Source organism: Kitasatospora griseola (assembly GCF_044999035.1).
Taxonomy (GTDB): domain Bacteria; phylum Actinomycetota; class Actinomycetes; order Streptomycetales; family Streptomycetaceae; genus Kitasatospora; species Kitasatospora griseola.
Window position 1 is genome coordinate 7927526 of sequence record NZ_CP173360.1, and the last position, 15204, is coordinate 7942729.

The window sequence follows — 15204 nt, forward strand, 5'->3', positions numbered from 1 at the left end:
GCACCAGCTCGAGAACGCCCTGGGGCGGTGAGCACGATGACCATGCCGATCCCCGTCGACCCCGACGTCCGGCCGCCCGAACCGCCGGATAGCCCCCCGCGCCCCACCGACCCGCCCGGCCCGTTCGGCCCCTCGCCGCTGCCGCCGGACCCGGACCCGCCGCTCTCCCCGCCCGTCCCGACCGAGCCGCAGCCGCCGAGCCCGACCCCGCCCGGCCCGGAGCCCACACCCGAGCCCGAGCCCCAGCCGGCCGCTCCCCCGCCGGGCGGGTAGCCGCCGGCCCGCCCTGACGTCACGTCACTTCACTTCACCGCGCGTTCCCCCTTCGTGGCGGCGAAGAACTCCAGCAACCGGGCGTTGACCAGCTCCGGACGCTCCAGGGTGAGGCCGTGCCCCGCGCCCGGAACGATCTCGGCCCGCACCGACGGGATCAGGGCCTCGACCCGGGCCAGCACCCGGCCCGGGCGCAGCAGGGCGCTGCGGGAGCCGATCAGGACCAGCACGGGGAGGGCGATGCGGCGCAGTTCCTCGTCGGTGAACGGGGGCGCGGCGGGGCGGCTCGCCGGCTTCCAGGTGCGCATGGCGAGCATCATCGGCTTGAGCATCTCGGGCGGGGCGACGAGGGCGGGGTTGGCGAGCAGCCGGGCAACGGCGGGGCGCAGCCGGCGGGGGGCGAGCATGCCGAACAGGCCCGCGACCATGTGGAAGTAGAACCGGGCGGGGACCTTCTCGATGCCGCCCGGGTCCAACGGCGTGACGGTGGCGAGCCGTTGAGGCTGCCGGATCGCCTGGTTGAGCGCCAGCCAGCCGCCGTACGAGACGCCGACCAGGTGCACGCGCTCCAGGTCGAGTCCGGCCAGTACCTGGCCGAGCCATTCGGCGTTCTCGGCCGGCCCGGCGGCGACGGCGCGCTGCACGCTGCGGCCGGGGTCGTCGAGGGTGGAGATCGCGTACACGGGGTGGTGGGCGCCGAGCGCGGCGATCTGCGGGTACCAGTTGGCGGGGTGGCCGGCGTGTCCGTGCAGCAGCACGACGGGGTCGCCCGCGCCGGTCCCCCCGTAGTGGTGGACGTGGACGGTGCCGTAGGAGGTCTCGACGTCGAGGGCGCGGTGCGGGGCGGGCCACAGCTCCATGGCCCGGTCGTAGGCGTCGAGGAACGCGGTGCGGGCTTCCTCGCCGGCGAAGTGTCCGACGCTGGTCCTGGTCATGATCCCCTCCTGAACGCTTGGTGGTATGTTTGTACCACAAAAACGTTCGAAGGGATCGGGATGCCGAAGCTGGTCGACCACGAGGAACGGCGGGCCCTGATCATCGACGCCCTGCTGCGCGACGCCGCGCGGACGGGCCTGCACGCCGTCACCATGCGCTCCGTCGCCCAGGAGGCGGGCGTCTCCGTCCGCCTGGTGCAGTACTACTTCGACACCAAGGAGCAGCTCCTCCTCGCCGCCCTCACCCGTCTCGGCGTCCGGATGGGCGAGCGCGTCCGCGACCGCGTCCGGGCCGCCACCGCCGGGTCGGCCGCGCCGCCGTCCCCCCGCGAGATCGTCGAGGCGGTGCTCGTGGAGGCCGTCCCCACCGACGAGGAGAGCCGCACCTTCCACCTCGTCTACACCGCGTACGCCGTCCTCTCGGTCACCGACCCGGCGCTCGCCGGCCAGTCCTTCCTGGCCGCCCCCGACGAGATGGAGGCCTTCCTGGTCGACCGGCTCACGGCCGCCACCGTCACCGAACCCCACCTCGAAGCGGTCGCCCTGCTCGCCCTCTCCGCCGGCCTCGGCCTGAGCGTCCTGCTCGGCCAGCGCACCCCCGAGGCCGCCACCGCCGTCCTCCACCACCACCTGGGCCGCCTGTTCCGCGCCCCCTGATCCCACTCCCTCCGGATGGCCCCCACCGGGGTGCTGCCCCACGCGCCGCCTGGTTCTGTCGAACCAGGTCGGGGGCCCCTACATCCAGGAGCACGCAGTGATATCGACGTGGAGATTTCTGGCCGTGGCCGGCGCGACGGTGGCGGCCTGCACCGCCCCGCTCACCACCACGACCGCGGCGGCCGCCCCCTCGGCGACCCGCATCGTGACGAACATGTACTTCGGGAACACCGCCGTGACCGAGAACGGCGGCTACATGCTCTCCCAGGTGCACTGCCCCCGCGGAACGGTCGTCACCGGCGGTGGATTCCGGATCGAGGGCTTCGGCTTCCTGGTCGAGAACTCGACGCCCTTCAACGCCGTCGACGGCGGCCCCGCGGTCGGCTGGTCGGCCGACGGCTTCGAGCCCCCCGGAAACGGCCGGACCACGCTGACCGCCGTCGTGATGTGCGCGAGCTGACCCGCCCGGCCAGGCCGCCGTCCGCGTCGCAACCGTCGCCGAGACGGCCGGGGTGCCGCTGTCCACGCACTGCGCGCCGCACCTCCACGCGCCCGCCGCTGCGGACCGATCGCTGATTGGGCGGCCCGCCGCTGGGCAGACGCAGCACGACACGGAGCAACGGAGCAAGCGAAAGGACGTGGACCATGCTGCTGCTCGGACTCCTCCTGTTCGCCGCGTCCGGCGCGTTCGCCGGACTGCTGATCGCCGACAACCTCGGCGGCGGACCCGAGACGGGCGTCACGGTGCTCGGCCACCACATCGGCGACATCAGCACCCTCGGCGCGTTCCTCGCCGGAATCGCCCTGACGCTGCTGGCCGCCGCCGGCATCGCCCTGGTGACCGCCGGCCTGCGCCGACACCGCCGCCGTCGCGCCGCCCACCGGGTCGCGGCGAACGAGCCCGAGGTCGTCGACCGCGCCGCCGACCCGACGGTCGGCCCGAGCGGCACCGGCACCGTCGACCCCACCGGCACCGTCGACCCCACCGCCACCGCGCAGCGGCCGCCCGGCGGTCCGCGCCACCGCTTCACACACTGAATCCACGAACCCGCGAACCCGCGAACCCTCGGACTCCCGGACTCCCGGACTCCCGAACTCCCGAACTCCCGGACACGAATCCACGAACCCACGAACCCGCCGCCTGACAGCGCGAGAAGGGACACCCCAATGAGTGACGCCTCCGACCGGATCAAGCACCGCACCGAGGAAGCCGTCGGCGCCGCGAAGGAGAAGGCCGGCGCAGCCACCGGCAACGAGCGGCTGGAGCAGGAGGGCCGCGGCGACCAGGCCGAGGCCCAGGCCAAACAGACCGCCGACAAGGCGAAGGACGCGATCAAGGAGGGTGTCGACAGGGTCAAGGGCGCCTTCAAGCGCTGACCCGCGGACCGTCGCCCGCCCGCCCCCGACCACCGGTCGGGGGCGGGCGGGCGTGAGCGGCTTCTCACTCCTCGGAGCGACCGGCCTCGGCCCCGGCCCCGGCCCCGCGTCGCGCGAGGCGGCGGTGCTCCCGCTCGGCCCAGCGCCGCACCCGGGCGGGATCCAGCGGGGTGCCGTGGCCGACGTGCAGGCGGGCCGGGTCGAGGTCGAGCATCGAGCGGAGGCTGACGAGGTTCTGCCGGGGATCGTCGTGGAAGGGCGGGTTGGCGGGCCGGCCGGGGATCAGCCCCATGAAGGAGCCGGCGATCAGGTCACCGGCGACGAGGTCGCCGCTGTCGGTGAGGACGGAGACCGATCCGGCGGTGTGGCCGGGCGTCGGCATGATCCGCGCCTCGACCCCGAACTCCGCCAGGCTCGTCACGCCGCGGACGAGCACCTCGGGTTCGAACGGCTCGGCCCGAACGTGGAGCTTCCGGTTGCGGGCCATCAGGCGTCCCATCGGACCGGTGGGCCGGTACGGCTCGCGGACGCGGCCGGAGCGGTACGGCCCGAGGTCGGCGACGTGGCCGGCCACGGGCGCGCCGGTGAGCCGGTGCAGTTCGGCGGCGGAGCCGAAGTGGTCGATGTGGCCGTGGGTGATGACGATCAGCGCGAGGTCGGCGGGGTCCACGCCGCGGGCGGCGAGCCCGTCGTGGATCTTCCGGCCGCTGCCGGGGGTTCCGGCGTCGACCAGGACGGGCCTGCGGCCGAGCAGCAGGTAGGCATTGATGTTGTGCCGGCCCATGACCGGGATCGGGACGACCTTCGTGCGGGACATGCGTCTCCTCCGAGGGAGTTCGGGGTACGGGTCGATGCCGCGTGCGGGCACGGCCGGGCACGGCCACCGGGTGCGCGCGAGCACGGACTGCCGGTGGACGGCGGGGCTGACAGAACGTCAGAAGCGGCGGCGGTATTCGGCCGGGGTGGTTCCGAGCCTGCGCCGGAACACGCGGTGCAGGGTCTCCACGGAGCCGAGGCCACTGGCGGCGGCGACCTCGGGCAGGCTGAAGTCGCTGTCCTCCAGCAGCCGCCGGGCGGCCTCCAGCCGGGCCGCCTCCACATAGGCGCCGGGCGTCATGGCGGTGCGCCGGTGGAACAGCCGGGTGAAGTGACGCGTGCTCACGTGGAGGCGGGCCGCCAGGGCTTCGAGGGACAGGTCCTCGGTGAGGTGCTCGGCGATCCACCGGCGCAGCTCGTCGACCCGGTCGTCCGAAGCGGTCCGGACCGAGAGCGGCACGCTGAACTGGCTCTGTCCGCCGGAGCGTTTGACGTACATCACCATCGTCCGGGCGGTCATCAGCGCGAGGTCCTGGCCGTGGTCCTCGGCGACCATGGCCAGCGCCATGTCCATCCCCGAGGTGATGCCGGCGCAGGTCCACAGCCGTCCGTCCCGGATGAAGATCGGGTCGGGGTCGACCCGGACACCGGGGTACTCGGCGGCCAGCCGGTCCGCGGTCAGCCAGTGCGTCGTGGCGGGCCGGCCCTCCAACAGCCCGGCGGCAGCCAGCAGGTGCGCCCCGGCACAGATCGACCCGGTCCGCCCGGCCCGTGGCGCGGCACCACGCAGCCACTCGGTGACGTCGTGGTCGATCACGGGCCGCACCTCGCCGTCGACGAGCTCGATCGCGCCCGACACCAGCAGGGTGTCGACCGGATCGGCCACCTCGTCGAACGCCAGGTCCGCCATCAGCCGGACCCCGCTGGAGGTGGTCACCGGCCCGCCGTCCACCGTCGCGACCCGCACCAGGTACCCCGGCCGGTCGCCGCCCCCGACCCGCGAGGCGACCGAGAACACCTCGGCCGGCCCGGTGACGTCGAGCACTTCGATGCCGGGGAACGCGACGATCACGACACGGTGCGGTGCAGGCATGCCTCGATCCTTCCGCCCGGGCAGGCATGGCCGCAATGACCAGGCTCTGTCAGATCGGGCCATGCCCGCGCCTCGCGGGTGAGCGGCGTGACGGCGGCCCCACCGAGGATCAGCCCGGGCCGCCGTGGCGCCGATGGCGACGTTCAGCAACCGGAGCCGGACCGGGCCGGCGGTCGGTGCGGGCAGCCCCGGCCGTTCTCGGGCATCGTCCTGCGACCCCCTTCCGCGCTCGGGTCCGTTCGCGGTGCCGGGCCCGGAAACGGCTTCGGCGCAACAGTGAGTGTGCGGGCGGGCGTTGGGGGTAGACGGGCCGAAACGCCGGGGCAGCTCCGGCGGGACCCGGGACCGTCCTGAGGAGGAAACGCCATGGCAGCGGACGCCGCGGCCGCGCTGTTCGACGTGGACGGCGCCCTGGTGAACACCCCGTACCCGCACACCCTCGCCCGGTGGAAGGCACTGCGGCAGTTCGGCCACCAGGTGCTGGACCCCGTGCCCGCCCGCACCGGGGCCGGTGTCCGGTGAGCGCCGCGAGGGGCCCGGCTGCCTCGGCGCGGCGGGCCGCGTACCGACTCCGTGCGATGGCCTGGACGGCGCTGTGCGCTCTCTGCGGGAACCCGGAGACGGGCGCGCCGCTGCGCCGACCCGCACCCGGCACCGCGGGCACCGCGGGCGGCGCGGGCGCCACCGGGACGGGCGGAGGCGGGTCCGGGGCGGCATGACGCGTGGCGGTGAGCACGGCGGACGGCACGGCTCACACGCCCGGGGAGCCCCAACTGCCGTCCGAACTACGGGTCGACGTCGAACGCGCGACCGCGCGGGCCGCCCCGATGGTTCACTCGCCGGGCGCATGCGTGGGCCGGTGGTTCACTAGCCGGGCGCAGGTGTGGGCCGGTGGTTCACTAGCCGGACGCAAGTGTGGGCCGACTTCGCGCGCCTGGCTCTCGTCCGACCCGTTTCTGCGCGCCCGGCGCGCGCGACCGCATGTCGCGCGCCCCTCAGCCGCCGCCCGACCCGCCCCCCGGTGCGTGCAGCTCGCGGAACACCGCCCACCCGACCGACAGCACCGGCACCGCGACCGCCGCGCCGACGATCCCGCCGAGGGTGCCGCCGATGGCGACCGCCAGGGCGATCGCGACGGGGTGCAGGCGCACTGCCCAGCCCATCACCAGCGGGTGCAGGACGTGGCCCTCCAACTGTCCGACCACCACGATCAGGACGAGCACCACCAGCGCGGTCACCGGCCCCCGGGTGGCGAGCGCGACCAGCGAGGCCACGGCCAGGGCGATCGGTGAGCCGATCAGCGGGATCAGCGCCGCCACGAACTCCAGGAAGGCCAGCGGCACGGCGAGCGGCACACCGAGCACGGCCAGCGCGACGCCGACCACGACGGCGTTGGTGCCCGCGACCAGGAACAGGCCGCGGGTGTAGCCGGCGAAGGTGCGCCACGCGGCCTGGCCGGCCCGCTGCCACACGGAGCCGGCGCGGGTGGGCAGCAGGGACGTCCCCCAGCTCCACATCCGCTCCCCCGAGTGCGCGAAGAACACCGCGCAGAACAGCGCCAGCGCACCGGCGGCCGCCGCCTCCACCACCCAGCCCGCGCCGGTCACGGCCGTGGACAGTACGGTCTGCCGGTGGGTGCTGATCAGCTGGCCGAGCCGCTGCCGCAGGTCGCCGAGGGTGCCGGCCCGGGCGTGGAACGGCGGGCCCTCCAGCCAGCGCTCCAGCTGGTCCAACCCGCCGCGCACCTGCCCGCCGAGCTGCCCGGACTGCGACCTGACCACCGCCGCGAGCAGTGCCGCCAGCCCGGCGAGCACCACCAGCGCACCCAGCACGGTGAGCAGCACCGCGAGCGCACGCGGCATCCGACGGGCCAGCAGGTCGACGGCCGGGCGCAGCACCGCGGTGACGACCAGCGCGACGAACACCGCCACCACCGGCAGCAGCAGTCGGCTGACGATCAGGTACCCGGCGTACCCGGCGACCGCGACGGCGAGCAGCCGCCACGCCCGTCCGGCCACCCGTTCCAGCCCGGTCCGCCGGACGGGCACGCCGGTGCCGCGCGCGAGCGCCGCCCGCCGCCGCGGCCCGGCCGGCCGACTGCCGAGCGGCGCGCGAACCCGGTCGTCCCGCCGTCCGTCCGTGCGTTCGGACATCAGCGCCTCACCTCCCGCTGCCGCGCCTGCCCGACCCGCCCCGCGCCTTGCCGGGCCCGCCCGCGCACGGCAGGACTCCCCGGGCCTCCCGCCCGCCCCGTCACCCACCGCCCGGGGCCGTACCGGCTCGGACGGCACAGGCCGACCCCGTCCCCCGAGCCCGCCCGGGCCGCACCCCGCCGTCCTCCGTGCCTGTCGGCGCCCATCCCGGTTCCACCTCCTCCCGGCCCACTCTCCTGTGTCGTTCTCCCGACGGCACTCGCAACTCGGGCGTGGCCCATGAACGCACAACCGCCTGCTTCCGGCCGCGACGCCACTCGCTGCGTCCCCGGATCGGCCCACAACCGCCTCTCCGCCCGCCGCCCCCGGGCGGTCCGGACCGGAGGTCGTTTCCGCCGTCCGCTCCCGGGCAGACGTCCGAATGAGCAGAGAAGCAGAAACGCCAGGCAGAAGGAGGTGGACACCATGGGAAGACTCAGCGTTCCGGTGATCTGCGGGCTCTCCGGTGATCTGGCCATTCCCGCCCAGCAGGTGGTCGAGCTGCTGCGGGCGCTGCCCAAGGAGTGGCAGGAGTGGGCGGACCGCGACGACAACAGGCTCGACCCGGTGACCACCGCGGTGCTCGCCGACCTGGTTCGCCAGCTCGCCGACCAGATCGACCTGGCCTGCATCGAGATCGCCAGCACGGCCTGAACCGCCGAACCGCCGAACCGCCGCACCACCGCACCGGCGGTCGACCGGGCTCCGCACATCGCCCCGTCCCGGCCGGTGCGGCATGCCGACGTGGCACACCCGTGCTACAGGCACAACGGGTGTCGGTCGGACTACCGGAGGTTGATGCGCGCTTTCAGGACCGGTCTCAGGCGGTCGACGTCCGCCCGGGTCCTGACGGTGAACGCGACGGGGAGGAGCTTGCCGCGAAGGGGCTCGTCCCGGATCTTCCGCGCCAGGTCCGGGGTGAGGCCCGGCAGCGTGGCGACGGCGCCACGGAGGCGCTCGGCGAACAGGAAGTTGCAGGTCGTGGCGTTGCCGTCGACCGCGATCCAGGCGACGGTCCGTGCCCGATCGGCAGCCTTGACCAGCCATCCGCCGTCGCGGAACCACCGCCATGGCGCCTCGACCCCGGCCTCCGCCAGCTCCCGCATCAACGCGTCCCAGCCCTCGACCGCCGGGCCCAGCGCATCGGCGACCAGGTCGGGGGGCGGCTCGACCTCGGGGTCCACGAACGGATTCGCCACGCTGCGAGGCCAGCCCTGGTCGGGACGGTCCGAGGGCGGGGCACGCGGACGCCGGGCGCCCGGTGACGCGAGAAGGGCCGACACCGGCGTCGCACCAGAAGCGGAAAGCGCTTACCGACCTTGCCCCGGGCCACCGCGGGGACGGCTGTGCCGCTCGTCGGCGGCGGGGAATCGGAAACCGCTTTCCGCAGGCCGCCGGAGCAGCCCGGTTTCCGGTTCACGGAGTCGGGCAAGCGCGCCGGGGAGGGGGTGGGACCGCGGACGAAGAGGTGCGTGACGATGGCGACCGAACAGGGGCTGGACCTGTTGGAACAGCTGACGACCGACCATGAGGTGCTGCGAGTGCGCTTCAGCGAACTGGCGGGTCTGCCACTGGGCGATCCGCGTCGGGACCGGCTGGCGTCCCTCACCGCCGACACGCTGGTGCGGCACCTGGCGGCGGAGGACGAGTACCTGTACCCGCTCGCCCGTGACGGTCGCCCGCCCCACGACGACGCGGTGGCCCACGGCCTGCAGACGCACACGGCGCTGTACGGGTTGGTGCGCGAGCTGGAGACGACGGCGGCCGGCTCGACCGAGTTCGACCGGCTGCTGGCCCGGCTGATCGAGGAGGCGACGGGACACTTCGGGCTGGAGGAGGCCCAACTGTTCCCGACCGTCCGCGCGAGCGCCGCCCCGCCCCGGCTGACGGTGCTGGGCGAGCAGGCCCGCGAGACCGAACGCACCGCCTCGCCCCACCCCGGCCCCGCCGGACCGCACGAGACCCTGCCTCCGGACGACCTCGTCGCACCCGAACTGACCTGGCACGAACGCATGCACCGCCGCTTCCGCTTCGGCGACACCCGCGAGAGCTGACGCCGGAGCCTCCGGGGTGGGGGGACCCTGAGGGCCGGGAGCGGAGGGTCGGGATGAACGAGCTGAACGGCGTCACCGTCGCTTTCCTGGCGGCGCCCAAGGGGACGGAGCAGGTCGAGCTGACCTCGCCCTGGCAGACGGTCGTGGACCACGGCGGGACACCGCGGCTGGTGTCGACGAAGCCGGGGCGGATCCGGGCGTTCCACCATCTGGAGCGGGCGGACGCGTTCACGGTGGACGCGGTCGCCGCGGACACCTCGGCCGCCGACTTCGACGCGCTGGTGCTGCCGGGAGGCGTGGCGAATCCGGACTTCCTGCGCATCGACCGGCACGCCGTGGACTTCGTCGGCGGGTTCTTCGCGCGCGGCAAGCCCGTCGCGGTGATCTGCCACGGGCCGTGGACGCTGATCGAGGCCGGTGCGGTGGTCGGTCGCACCCTGACGTCCTGGCCGAGCCTGCGCACCGATCTGCTGAACGCCGGCGCGAACTGGGTGGACCGGGAAGTGGTGATCTGCGTGGACGGCCCCAACACGCTGGTGTCCAGCCGCAGGCCGGCCGACCTGCCGGCGTTCGAGCGCGCCCTGGTGGACGCCTTCGCGGGCCGCCCGGCCGAGGCCTGAGCCGCCACCCGGGGGCGCTCAGGCCTCGGACGGGCGGCCCGCTGCTCAGCCGAGCACGCCCGCCAGTGCCCGCACGAGCACGTCCTCGAACGGGTCGCCCGGCGCAGCGGCCGGACCCCCGGGGGTGAAGAGTGCGGCGATCCGCGGGTGCCCGCCGTCCTCGGCGAGGCGGCGCAGGTAGGCAGTGCGGTGCGCGGCATCCTCGTCGGCGGCGGACGCCTCGTTCTGCGCGAACAGTGCGGTGAGGCCGCCGAGCAGGGCGAACGCCTCGACCTTGCGGGCGGGCGCGGCGGGGTGGTCGGCGAGCACGGTGAGGACGTGTTCGAGCAGGTCGGCGCCGTGCGGGCCGAGCGTGGGGCGGCCGATGACCCGGGCGGGCAGCCAGGGGTGGCGTCGCATGATCTGTCGGGCCTGGCGGGCGACGGTGAGCAGGTCGGCCGGCCAGTCGCCGCTGGGCGCGGGGAGGTCGTACTCGGCGGCGACGCTGTCGGTCATCAGGTCGAGCAGCTCGTCGCGGGTGGCGACGTACCGGTAGAGCGAGGCGGCGCCGGTGCCCAGTGCGGTGGCGACGCGGCGCATCGAGACCGCGTCGAGGCCTTCGCGGTCGGCGAGTTCGACGGCGGCCGCAGTGATCTCGGCCCGGCTGCGTTCGGCCGGGCGCCCGGCCCTGGCCTGTTCGGGCCGGAGCCAGATCGGGCCGTCCTGCCGCTGCGTCACATGCGCCTCCGGAGTGGGTGTGGCGACCAGCCTATCCATCGCGTACGGTGTTCGCGAACGCCGTACGCATTCTCTGCGCGCGGTGCGGCCCGAGCTCGCGGAGGACCCGGATGACGACCACGCGCTTCACGCACAACGGCGAGGTGCCGCTCGCCTACGAAGACCTCGGCGGGGCGGGCGGCGAGCCGCTGCTGCTGGTGATGGGACTCGGCACCTCCCGGTTCTGGTGGCCGGACGGGCTGGTGCGCGAACTGGTCGCGCGCGGCTTCCACGTGGCCGCCTACGACCAGCGCGACGCCGGCGAGTCGGGCCGGGTCACCGCCCCGCCGGCCGGACACCCCGTCTCCGCACTGCTGCGCCGCACCGCACCCGCGTACCGGGCCGAGGACCTGGCGGACGACGCCGTCGCCGTGCTGGACGCACTGGGCTGGCCGTGCGCCCACCTGTTCGGCCACTCGCTGGGCGGACTGGTCGCCCAGCGAGTGGCGATCCGCCACCCGGAACGGGTGAGCACCCTCACCTCGTCCCTCGGCGATGCCCAGCGACGCCGGTCCGCTCGACGCCCTGCGCCACGTCCGCCCGGGGCCGGTGCTGCGGATGGGTCGCCTGCACTTCCCGGACACCCCCGAGGGCAACCTCGCACTCGCGGTGGCGATCGCCCGCATCCTCGCCGCCCCCGAACGCGCCGTCGGGCCCGAGGACGTCTGGGAGTTCGTCGACCGGGAGGCCGCGCACGACGTCGCGAGCTTCCGCGACGCCCAGGCGCAGAGCCGACAGATCGGCGCCAAGTGGTCCGGCGGCCCCCTGGCCCGGATCGCCGCACCCACCCTCGCCCTGCACGCCGAACGCGACCCGCTGATCCGCCCGTCCGCCGCCCGGGCCCTGGCCGCCGCCGCCCCGAACGCCCGCCTGCGCGTCATGCCGGGCGCGGGCCACCTGCTCACCCGCGAGCACTGGGCACCGTACGCGGACCAGCTTCACGCTCACGCCATGGGAAGCTGACGCATCGTCAATCACCGTTCGCATCAGACTCGTTGTGGAACCCGCAGAAGCCCTGGTGCGACGCGAGTCCGCCGCTCCGAGACTCCGTCAGATCTCGCGGAGCGCGGGCAGCAGCTCGCGCTCCGCCCAGTCCAGGTAGGCGGGTTGGCTCTCGCCGCCGATCTGGATCAACGCCACCTCGTCGAACCCGGCCGCCGCGAACGGGCGGACGGCGGCGACGAAGTCCTCGGTCCGGCCGCCGCAGGGGATGACCGCGGCGACGTCCTCGGGGCGGACGAACCGGCCGGCGGCGGCGAACGCGGCGGTGCCGGGGAGCTCGGCGTTGACCTTCCAGCCGCCGCCGAACCAGCGGAACTGCTGGTGGGCGCGGGCGACGGCGGCGTCGCGGTCACGGTCGAAGCAGATCGGGACCTGGCCGACGGCGGGCTTTCCGGCACCGCCGTGCTCGGCGAAACCGGTCAGCAGGGACCGCTGCGGTTCGACGGCGATCACCAGGTCGGCGAGGCGGCCGGCGAGCGCGCAGGAGGCCGGGCCGGAGACGGCGACGCCGATCGGCGGGGGCGGGTCGGGCAGGTCCCAGATCTTCGCGCGGTCCACCCGGAAGTGCTGCCCGTGGTGGGTGACGTATCCGCCGCCGAACAGCGCCCGGATGATCTCCATCGCCTCCGCCAGCATCTCCTGCCGCACCGCAGGAGCGGGCCAACCCCGGCCCACCACATGCTCGTTGAGGTTCTCGCCGCTGCCCAGGCCGAGCCGGAACCGGCCGCCGGAGAGCTGCTGCAGGGTCGCGGCCTGCTGCGCCACCACCACCGGGTGGTAGCGGAAGGTCGGGCAGGTGACGTACGTCATCAGCGGCAGCGCGTCGGTGGCCCTGGCGGCCGCGCCGAGCACCACCCAGGCGTTCGGGGCGTGGCCCTGTTCGTCCAGCCACGGGAAGTAGTGGTCGGAGGTCACCGAGAAGTCGAACCCGGCCCGCTCCGCGCGCACCACGTCCTCGACCAGATCGGTCGGCCGGCGCTGCTCCGTCATCATCGTGTATCCGATTCGCACCATGCTTGCGCGTGTGCCCGCACCGCGGTGGTTCGCACCCGGATCCGCCCGTTTTCCCGCCGTTCGCAGCTTGCGCGTGTGCCCGCACCGCGGTGGTTCGCACCCGGATCCGCCCGTTTTCCCGCCGTTCGCAGCAGCCCTCGGGCGGCACGGGCGTCAGCGCCGGTGGTTCCAGTCCGGTTCGAACAGGCGGACGCCGCTGATCGTCCGGTCGCCGGCCCGGACGGGCAGCACGTACAGGTGGGCGTCCTGCGGGCCGAACTCGTCCTCGCTGTCGTACAGCAGGCCGAGGTCGCGTTCGCCGGCGTGGCGGGTCAGGTCGGCCTCGACCTCGGTGAGCGGGCGGCCGACCAGCGGGATGCCGGCGAAGTGCAGCTGCGGGCCGGTGCGCCCCGCCACCGTCACCGCCCCCAGGACGGGGAATCCGGCCCTGCGGCACCGGTATTCGGCGGTCACCCCGAGGTCCGCGTAGTGCTCCTCCGCGAGCGACCACCGAACAGGCCCGGGCGGCTCCGTCTGGTGCGGCCAGGCCCGGTAGGGCCGGTTCGTCCAGTGCGGGTGCCCGCGGCGCAGCGTCGGCGTGGCGGCGCCGAGGGCCCGCGACACCTGCTCGGGGCTCATCCCGAAGCGCAACAGCCCGACGCTCGCGCCGGGCGTCCAGTTCCACCGCGGCCGCTGCAGCTCGGCGGCGACCGGCCAGGCACCCGGGTTCGCGGGCCGGTCCACCAGGTCGCGCCAGCGCCGAACGGGTTCGGCCGCGTACGGATCCGCAGCGAGTTCGGGTGCGACCAGCAGCACCTCGGAGAGTTGGGCCTCGCCGCGCTGCGGATATCCGTGCGGTCCCGGCCCCCAGGCCTGGGCGGCACCCATCGACAGGCCCCAGGCCGCGACCTCCGGGTCGCCGACCGGGTTGGTCCGCACCGCGACGCCCTCGCGCGCGGCGAGCCGACGGACCTCCGCGCCGACCTGCGAGGGCACCCGGCCGACCAGGTCGACCTCGCCGAGCCGCACCAACGGGCCGGAGATCGCGTCCACGGCGACGCCGACCAGCCGAAAACCCAGGTCGTAGATGACGCTCACGCCGGCCGCGTCATGGAACTTCCACCACGGCGCGCGCATCTCGTCCACCGCGCCGACCGGACCGGGCGCGCCGATCGCCTCCTGGACCTCGTCACCGGTCATCCCGAACCGCAACGGCCCGACCCCGACCAACGGATCCACCGCCCACCGGCCCCGCTCCGCGTCCGGCCTCCACCACCGCCCGTACACCCCGCCACCCCCGTCGCCACCCGAACCACCGGCTGTCACCGTACTCACCGGCGGCCGGTTCCTGAGGGGCCGTCAACCGCCGAGCGGGTACGCGTAGCCGCAGGGATGGCACAGCCCGTCCGGGTACGGCTCCAGGAAGCGGGCCACCGAGCCGTGCACGACGACCCGCAGGCCACCCTCGCCCAGATACACGGCCAACCCCTCGGGCGTGATCTCGTCCGTGCGGTACACCACCACGGTGATCTGCGGGGCATGCGAACCGGGACGGCCGGGAACCGCGACACGGTAACCGTGCGGGCTGTCCATCGCTCCACCTCGGCGCCTGCTGATCCGGGGGCCGCGACCACATCCCCGTCTGGCCCCGTACTCGGCGCATACCCCTGCGGTGTTCCGCCCAACCACCCGCCGCCGAAGCCCGACGACACGCCGGGGTCCGGTCCGGGCCAACCGTCACCGGCCTTCGCGCGAACTCCCTTGTCCTCGATCGCTGTTCAGCACTTCGACGGCGCGGAGATCCGCGATCGCGGGTTGCCGGTCGGGCGGAGGCGATATCGAGGTCGATCACGACTTCCTCGCCCTCCCGGCGGCCGCGATCGAGATCGCGAGGCCGACAAAGGCCAACTCGGCTGCCCGGTCCCGCTGTACTGCTCGTTGGTCTCGGTGGCACGCCCGCCCACCTCGTCACGCTCCCACGCCTTCACCGCGGCCTCGGCCTCGGCCCTGGGCAGCCGCGCCGCCACCCGGCCGATCTGGGCGGCGTTATGTTCTCCGATCGCCGCCGACACCGTGGAGTCGTCCCGATACCGCGCGTACCGCTCGTGCCCCGTCACGGATGCGAGGCGGCCCGGACCGTCGACCCGGCTCAGCTCCACCAGCAGGATCCACCCATCGGACCCGGCCGAGCAGAAGCCTGCGGCCAACCGGAACGGCACCGGGGTCTGCACGCAGTTCGTCGGATATGCGTCCCACGACTTCACCGTGCACCACGCAGGCCGCCCACATGGGCGCCGAGCTCGCCGAGACCGGCGCAGGCGACACGGTGCGGATCGCCGTCGGCGGTGCCTCGATCCTGGTGCTCGGCGCCGAAATCCTGATGGCCCTGCGCCGCCGCCGAGGCGCGCACAGCTGATTCGCGCGAACCCGACCGAC

At 74.5% G+C, this 15204-nt stretch carries 20 protein-coding genes and 1 pseudogene; 12 read left to right on the forward strand and 9 right to left on the reverse strand.

All coding sequences use genetic code 11. The annotated features are described in order from the left end of the window. The first annotated feature begins 36 nt into the window (after positions 1 to 36). A complete protein-coding gene (locus tag ACI1MP_RS35310; protein ID WP_152644836.1) occupies positions 37 to 273 on the forward strand; it encodes a hypothetical protein in 237 nt (78 codons plus the stop codon). Positions 274 to 302: 29 nt separating this feature from the next. Here the strand turns inward: ACI1MP_RS35310 and ACI1MP_RS35315 are convergent, their stop codons facing one another. Beyond that, positions 303 to 1208, reverse strand: coding sequence for an alpha/beta fold hydrolase (locus ACI1MP_RS35315; protein ID WP_404870502.1), 906 nt, complete (start codon positions 1206 to 1208; stop codon positions 303 to 305). Positions 1209 to 1268: 60 nt separating this feature from the next. Here ACI1MP_RS35315 and ACI1MP_RS35320 point away from each other — a divergent pair, with 60 nt between their 5' ends. From ACI1MP_RS35320 to ACI1MP_RS35335, 4 genes are all read left to right on the forward strand, one after another. Then, entirely contained in the window at positions 1269 to 1865 is a 597-nt protein-coding gene (locus tag ACI1MP_RS35320) for a TetR/AcrR family transcriptional regulator (RefSeq protein WP_404870503.1), read from the forward strand. A gap of 124 nt (positions 1866 to 1989) precedes the next feature. Beyond that, positions 1990 to 2325, forward strand: a complete 336-nt coding sequence (locus ACI1MP_RS35325) for a hypothetical protein (protein WP_404870504.1) — start codon at positions 1990 to 1992, stop codon at positions 2323 to 2325. Between the two features lie 185 nt (positions 2326 to 2510). Next, positions 2511 to 2903: a hypothetical protein gene (locus tag ACI1MP_RS35330; RefSeq protein ID WP_404870505.1), complete on the forward strand. Its 393-nt coding sequence runs from the start codon at positions 2511 to 2513 to the stop codon at positions 2901 to 2903. Positions 2904 to 3032: 129 nt separating this feature from the next. Next, positions 3033 to 3242: a CsbD family protein gene (locus ACI1MP_RS35335; protein ID WP_043907793.1), complete on the forward strand. Its 210-nt coding sequence runs from the start codon at positions 3033 to 3035 to the stop codon at positions 3240 to 3242. Positions 3243 to 3306: 64 nt separating this feature from the next. On the opposite strand, the gene ACI1MP_RS35340 is transcribed toward ACI1MP_RS35335, so the two are convergent. Both ACI1MP_RS35340 and ACI1MP_RS35345 read right to left on the reverse strand, forming a co-directional pair. After that, the gene (locus tag ACI1MP_RS35340; protein ID WP_404870506.1) at positions 3307 to 4059 is read right to left on the reverse strand and encodes an MBL fold metallo-hydrolase; all 753 of its coding nucleotides are present in this window, start codon (positions 4057 to 4059) and stop codon (positions 3307 to 3309) included. A gap of 117 nt (positions 4060 to 4176) precedes the next feature. Further along, complete coding sequence (locus ACI1MP_RS35345; RefSeq protein ID WP_404870507.1) at positions 4177 to 5151, reverse strand: GlxA family transcriptional regulator; 975 nt, start codon at positions 5149 to 5151, stop codon at positions 4177 to 4179. Between the two features lie 366 nt (positions 5152 to 5517). Here ACI1MP_RS35345 and ACI1MP_RS35350 point away from each other — a divergent pair, with 366 nt between their 5' ends. Then, entirely contained in the window at positions 5518 to 5673 is a 156-nt protein-coding gene (locus ACI1MP_RS35350) for a hypothetical protein (protein ID WP_380333230.1), read from the forward strand. Between the two features lie 473 nt (positions 5674 to 6146). Here ACI1MP_RS35350 and ACI1MP_RS35355 read toward each other — a convergent pair whose 3' ends face one another. Next, on the reverse strand, positions 6147 to 7304 hold the full coding sequence (locus ACI1MP_RS35355; protein WP_404870508.1) for an AI-2E family transporter: 1158 nt from the start codon (positions 7302 to 7304) through the stop codon (positions 6147 to 6149). Between the two features lie 465 nt (positions 7305 to 7769). On the opposite strand from ACI1MP_RS35355, the gene ACI1MP_RS35360 reads away from it, so the two are divergent. Beyond that, positions 7770 to 7997 (forward strand): DUF6213 family protein, encoded by a 228-nt coding sequence (locus tag ACI1MP_RS35360; protein WP_152644837.1) that lies wholly within the window; start codon positions 7770 to 7772, stop codon positions 7995 to 7997. Positions 7998 to 8128: 131 nt separating this feature from the next. On the opposite strand, the gene ACI1MP_RS35365 is transcribed toward ACI1MP_RS35360, so the two are convergent. Beyond that, positions 8129 to 8542 carry a DUF3788 family protein gene (locus tag ACI1MP_RS35365; RefSeq protein WP_404870509.1) on the reverse strand — a complete coding sequence of 138 codons (414 nt, stop codon included), beginning with the start codon at positions 8540 to 8542 and terminating at the stop codon, positions 8129 to 8131. Between the two features lie 279 nt (positions 8543 to 8821). On the opposite strand from ACI1MP_RS35365, the gene ACI1MP_RS35370 reads away from it, so the two are divergent. Continuing rightward, positions 8822 to 9397 carry a hemerythrin domain-containing protein gene (locus ACI1MP_RS35370; protein WP_380333226.1) on the forward strand — a complete coding sequence of 192 codons (576 nt, stop codon included), beginning with the start codon at positions 8822 to 8824 and terminating at the stop codon, positions 9395 to 9397. Positions 9398 to 9450: 53 nt separating this feature from the next. Continuing rightward, the gene (locus ACI1MP_RS35375; protein WP_404870510.1) at positions 9451 to 10017 is read left to right on the forward strand and encodes a type 1 glutamine amidotransferase domain-containing protein; all 567 of its coding nucleotides are present in this window, start codon (positions 9451 to 9453) and stop codon (positions 10015 to 10017) included. Between the two features lie 45 nt (positions 10018 to 10062). Here the strand turns inward: ACI1MP_RS35375 and ACI1MP_RS35380 are convergent, their stop codons facing one another. Then, positions 10063 to 10734: a TetR/AcrR family transcriptional regulator gene (locus ACI1MP_RS35380; protein WP_404870511.1), complete on the reverse strand. Its 672-nt coding sequence runs from the start codon at positions 10732 to 10734 to the stop codon at positions 10063 to 10065. A gap of 200 nt (positions 10735 to 10934) precedes the next feature. Between ACI1MP_RS35380 and ACI1MP_RS35385 the strand changes: the two are divergent. Both ACI1MP_RS35385 and ACI1MP_RS35390 read left to right on the forward strand, forming a co-directional pair. Continuing rightward, positions 10935 to 11246, forward strand: a pseudogene (locus ACI1MP_RS35385) (alpha/beta fold hydrolase); the annotation flags it as partial. A 22-nt stretch (positions 11247 to 11268) separates the two neighbouring features. After that, the gene (locus ACI1MP_RS35390) at positions 11269 to 11736 is read left to right on the forward strand and encodes an alpha/beta fold hydrolase (protein ID WP_404870512.1); all 468 of its coding nucleotides are present in this window, start codon (positions 11269 to 11271) and stop codon (positions 11734 to 11736) included. Positions 11737 to 11823: 87 nt separating this feature from the next. Here the strand turns inward: ACI1MP_RS35390 and ACI1MP_RS35395 are convergent, their stop codons facing one another. The 3 genes from ACI1MP_RS35395 to ACI1MP_RS35405 all read right to left on the reverse strand — a co-directional run bounded on the left by ACI1MP_RS35395 (position 11824) and on the right by ACI1MP_RS35405 (position 14361). Continuing rightward, positions 11824 to 12789, reverse strand: a complete 966-nt coding sequence (locus tag ACI1MP_RS35395) for a TIGR03557 family F420-dependent LLM class oxidoreductase (RefSeq protein WP_404870513.1) — start codon at positions 12787 to 12789, stop codon at positions 11824 to 11826. Between the two features lie 153 nt (positions 12790 to 12942). Beyond that, on the reverse strand, positions 12943 to 13968 hold the full coding sequence (locus ACI1MP_RS35400; protein WP_404870514.1) for a hypothetical protein: 1026 nt from the start codon (positions 13966 to 13968) through the stop codon (positions 12943 to 12945). Positions 13969 to 14127: 159 nt separating this feature from the next. Further along, positions 14128 to 14361 carry a DUF6296 family protein gene (locus ACI1MP_RS35405; protein ID WP_043907810.1) on the reverse strand — a complete coding sequence of 78 codons (234 nt, stop codon included), beginning with the start codon at positions 14359 to 14361 and terminating at the stop codon, positions 14128 to 14130. A gap of 694 nt (positions 14362 to 15055) precedes the next feature. On the opposite strand from ACI1MP_RS35405, the gene ACI1MP_RS35410 reads away from it, so the two are divergent. Beyond that, positions 15056 to 15184: a hypothetical protein gene (locus ACI1MP_RS35410; RefSeq protein ID WP_404870515.1), complete on the forward strand. Its 129-nt coding sequence runs from the start codon at positions 15056 to 15058 to the stop codon at positions 15182 to 15184. Positions 15185 to 15204 lie beyond the last annotated feature (20 nt).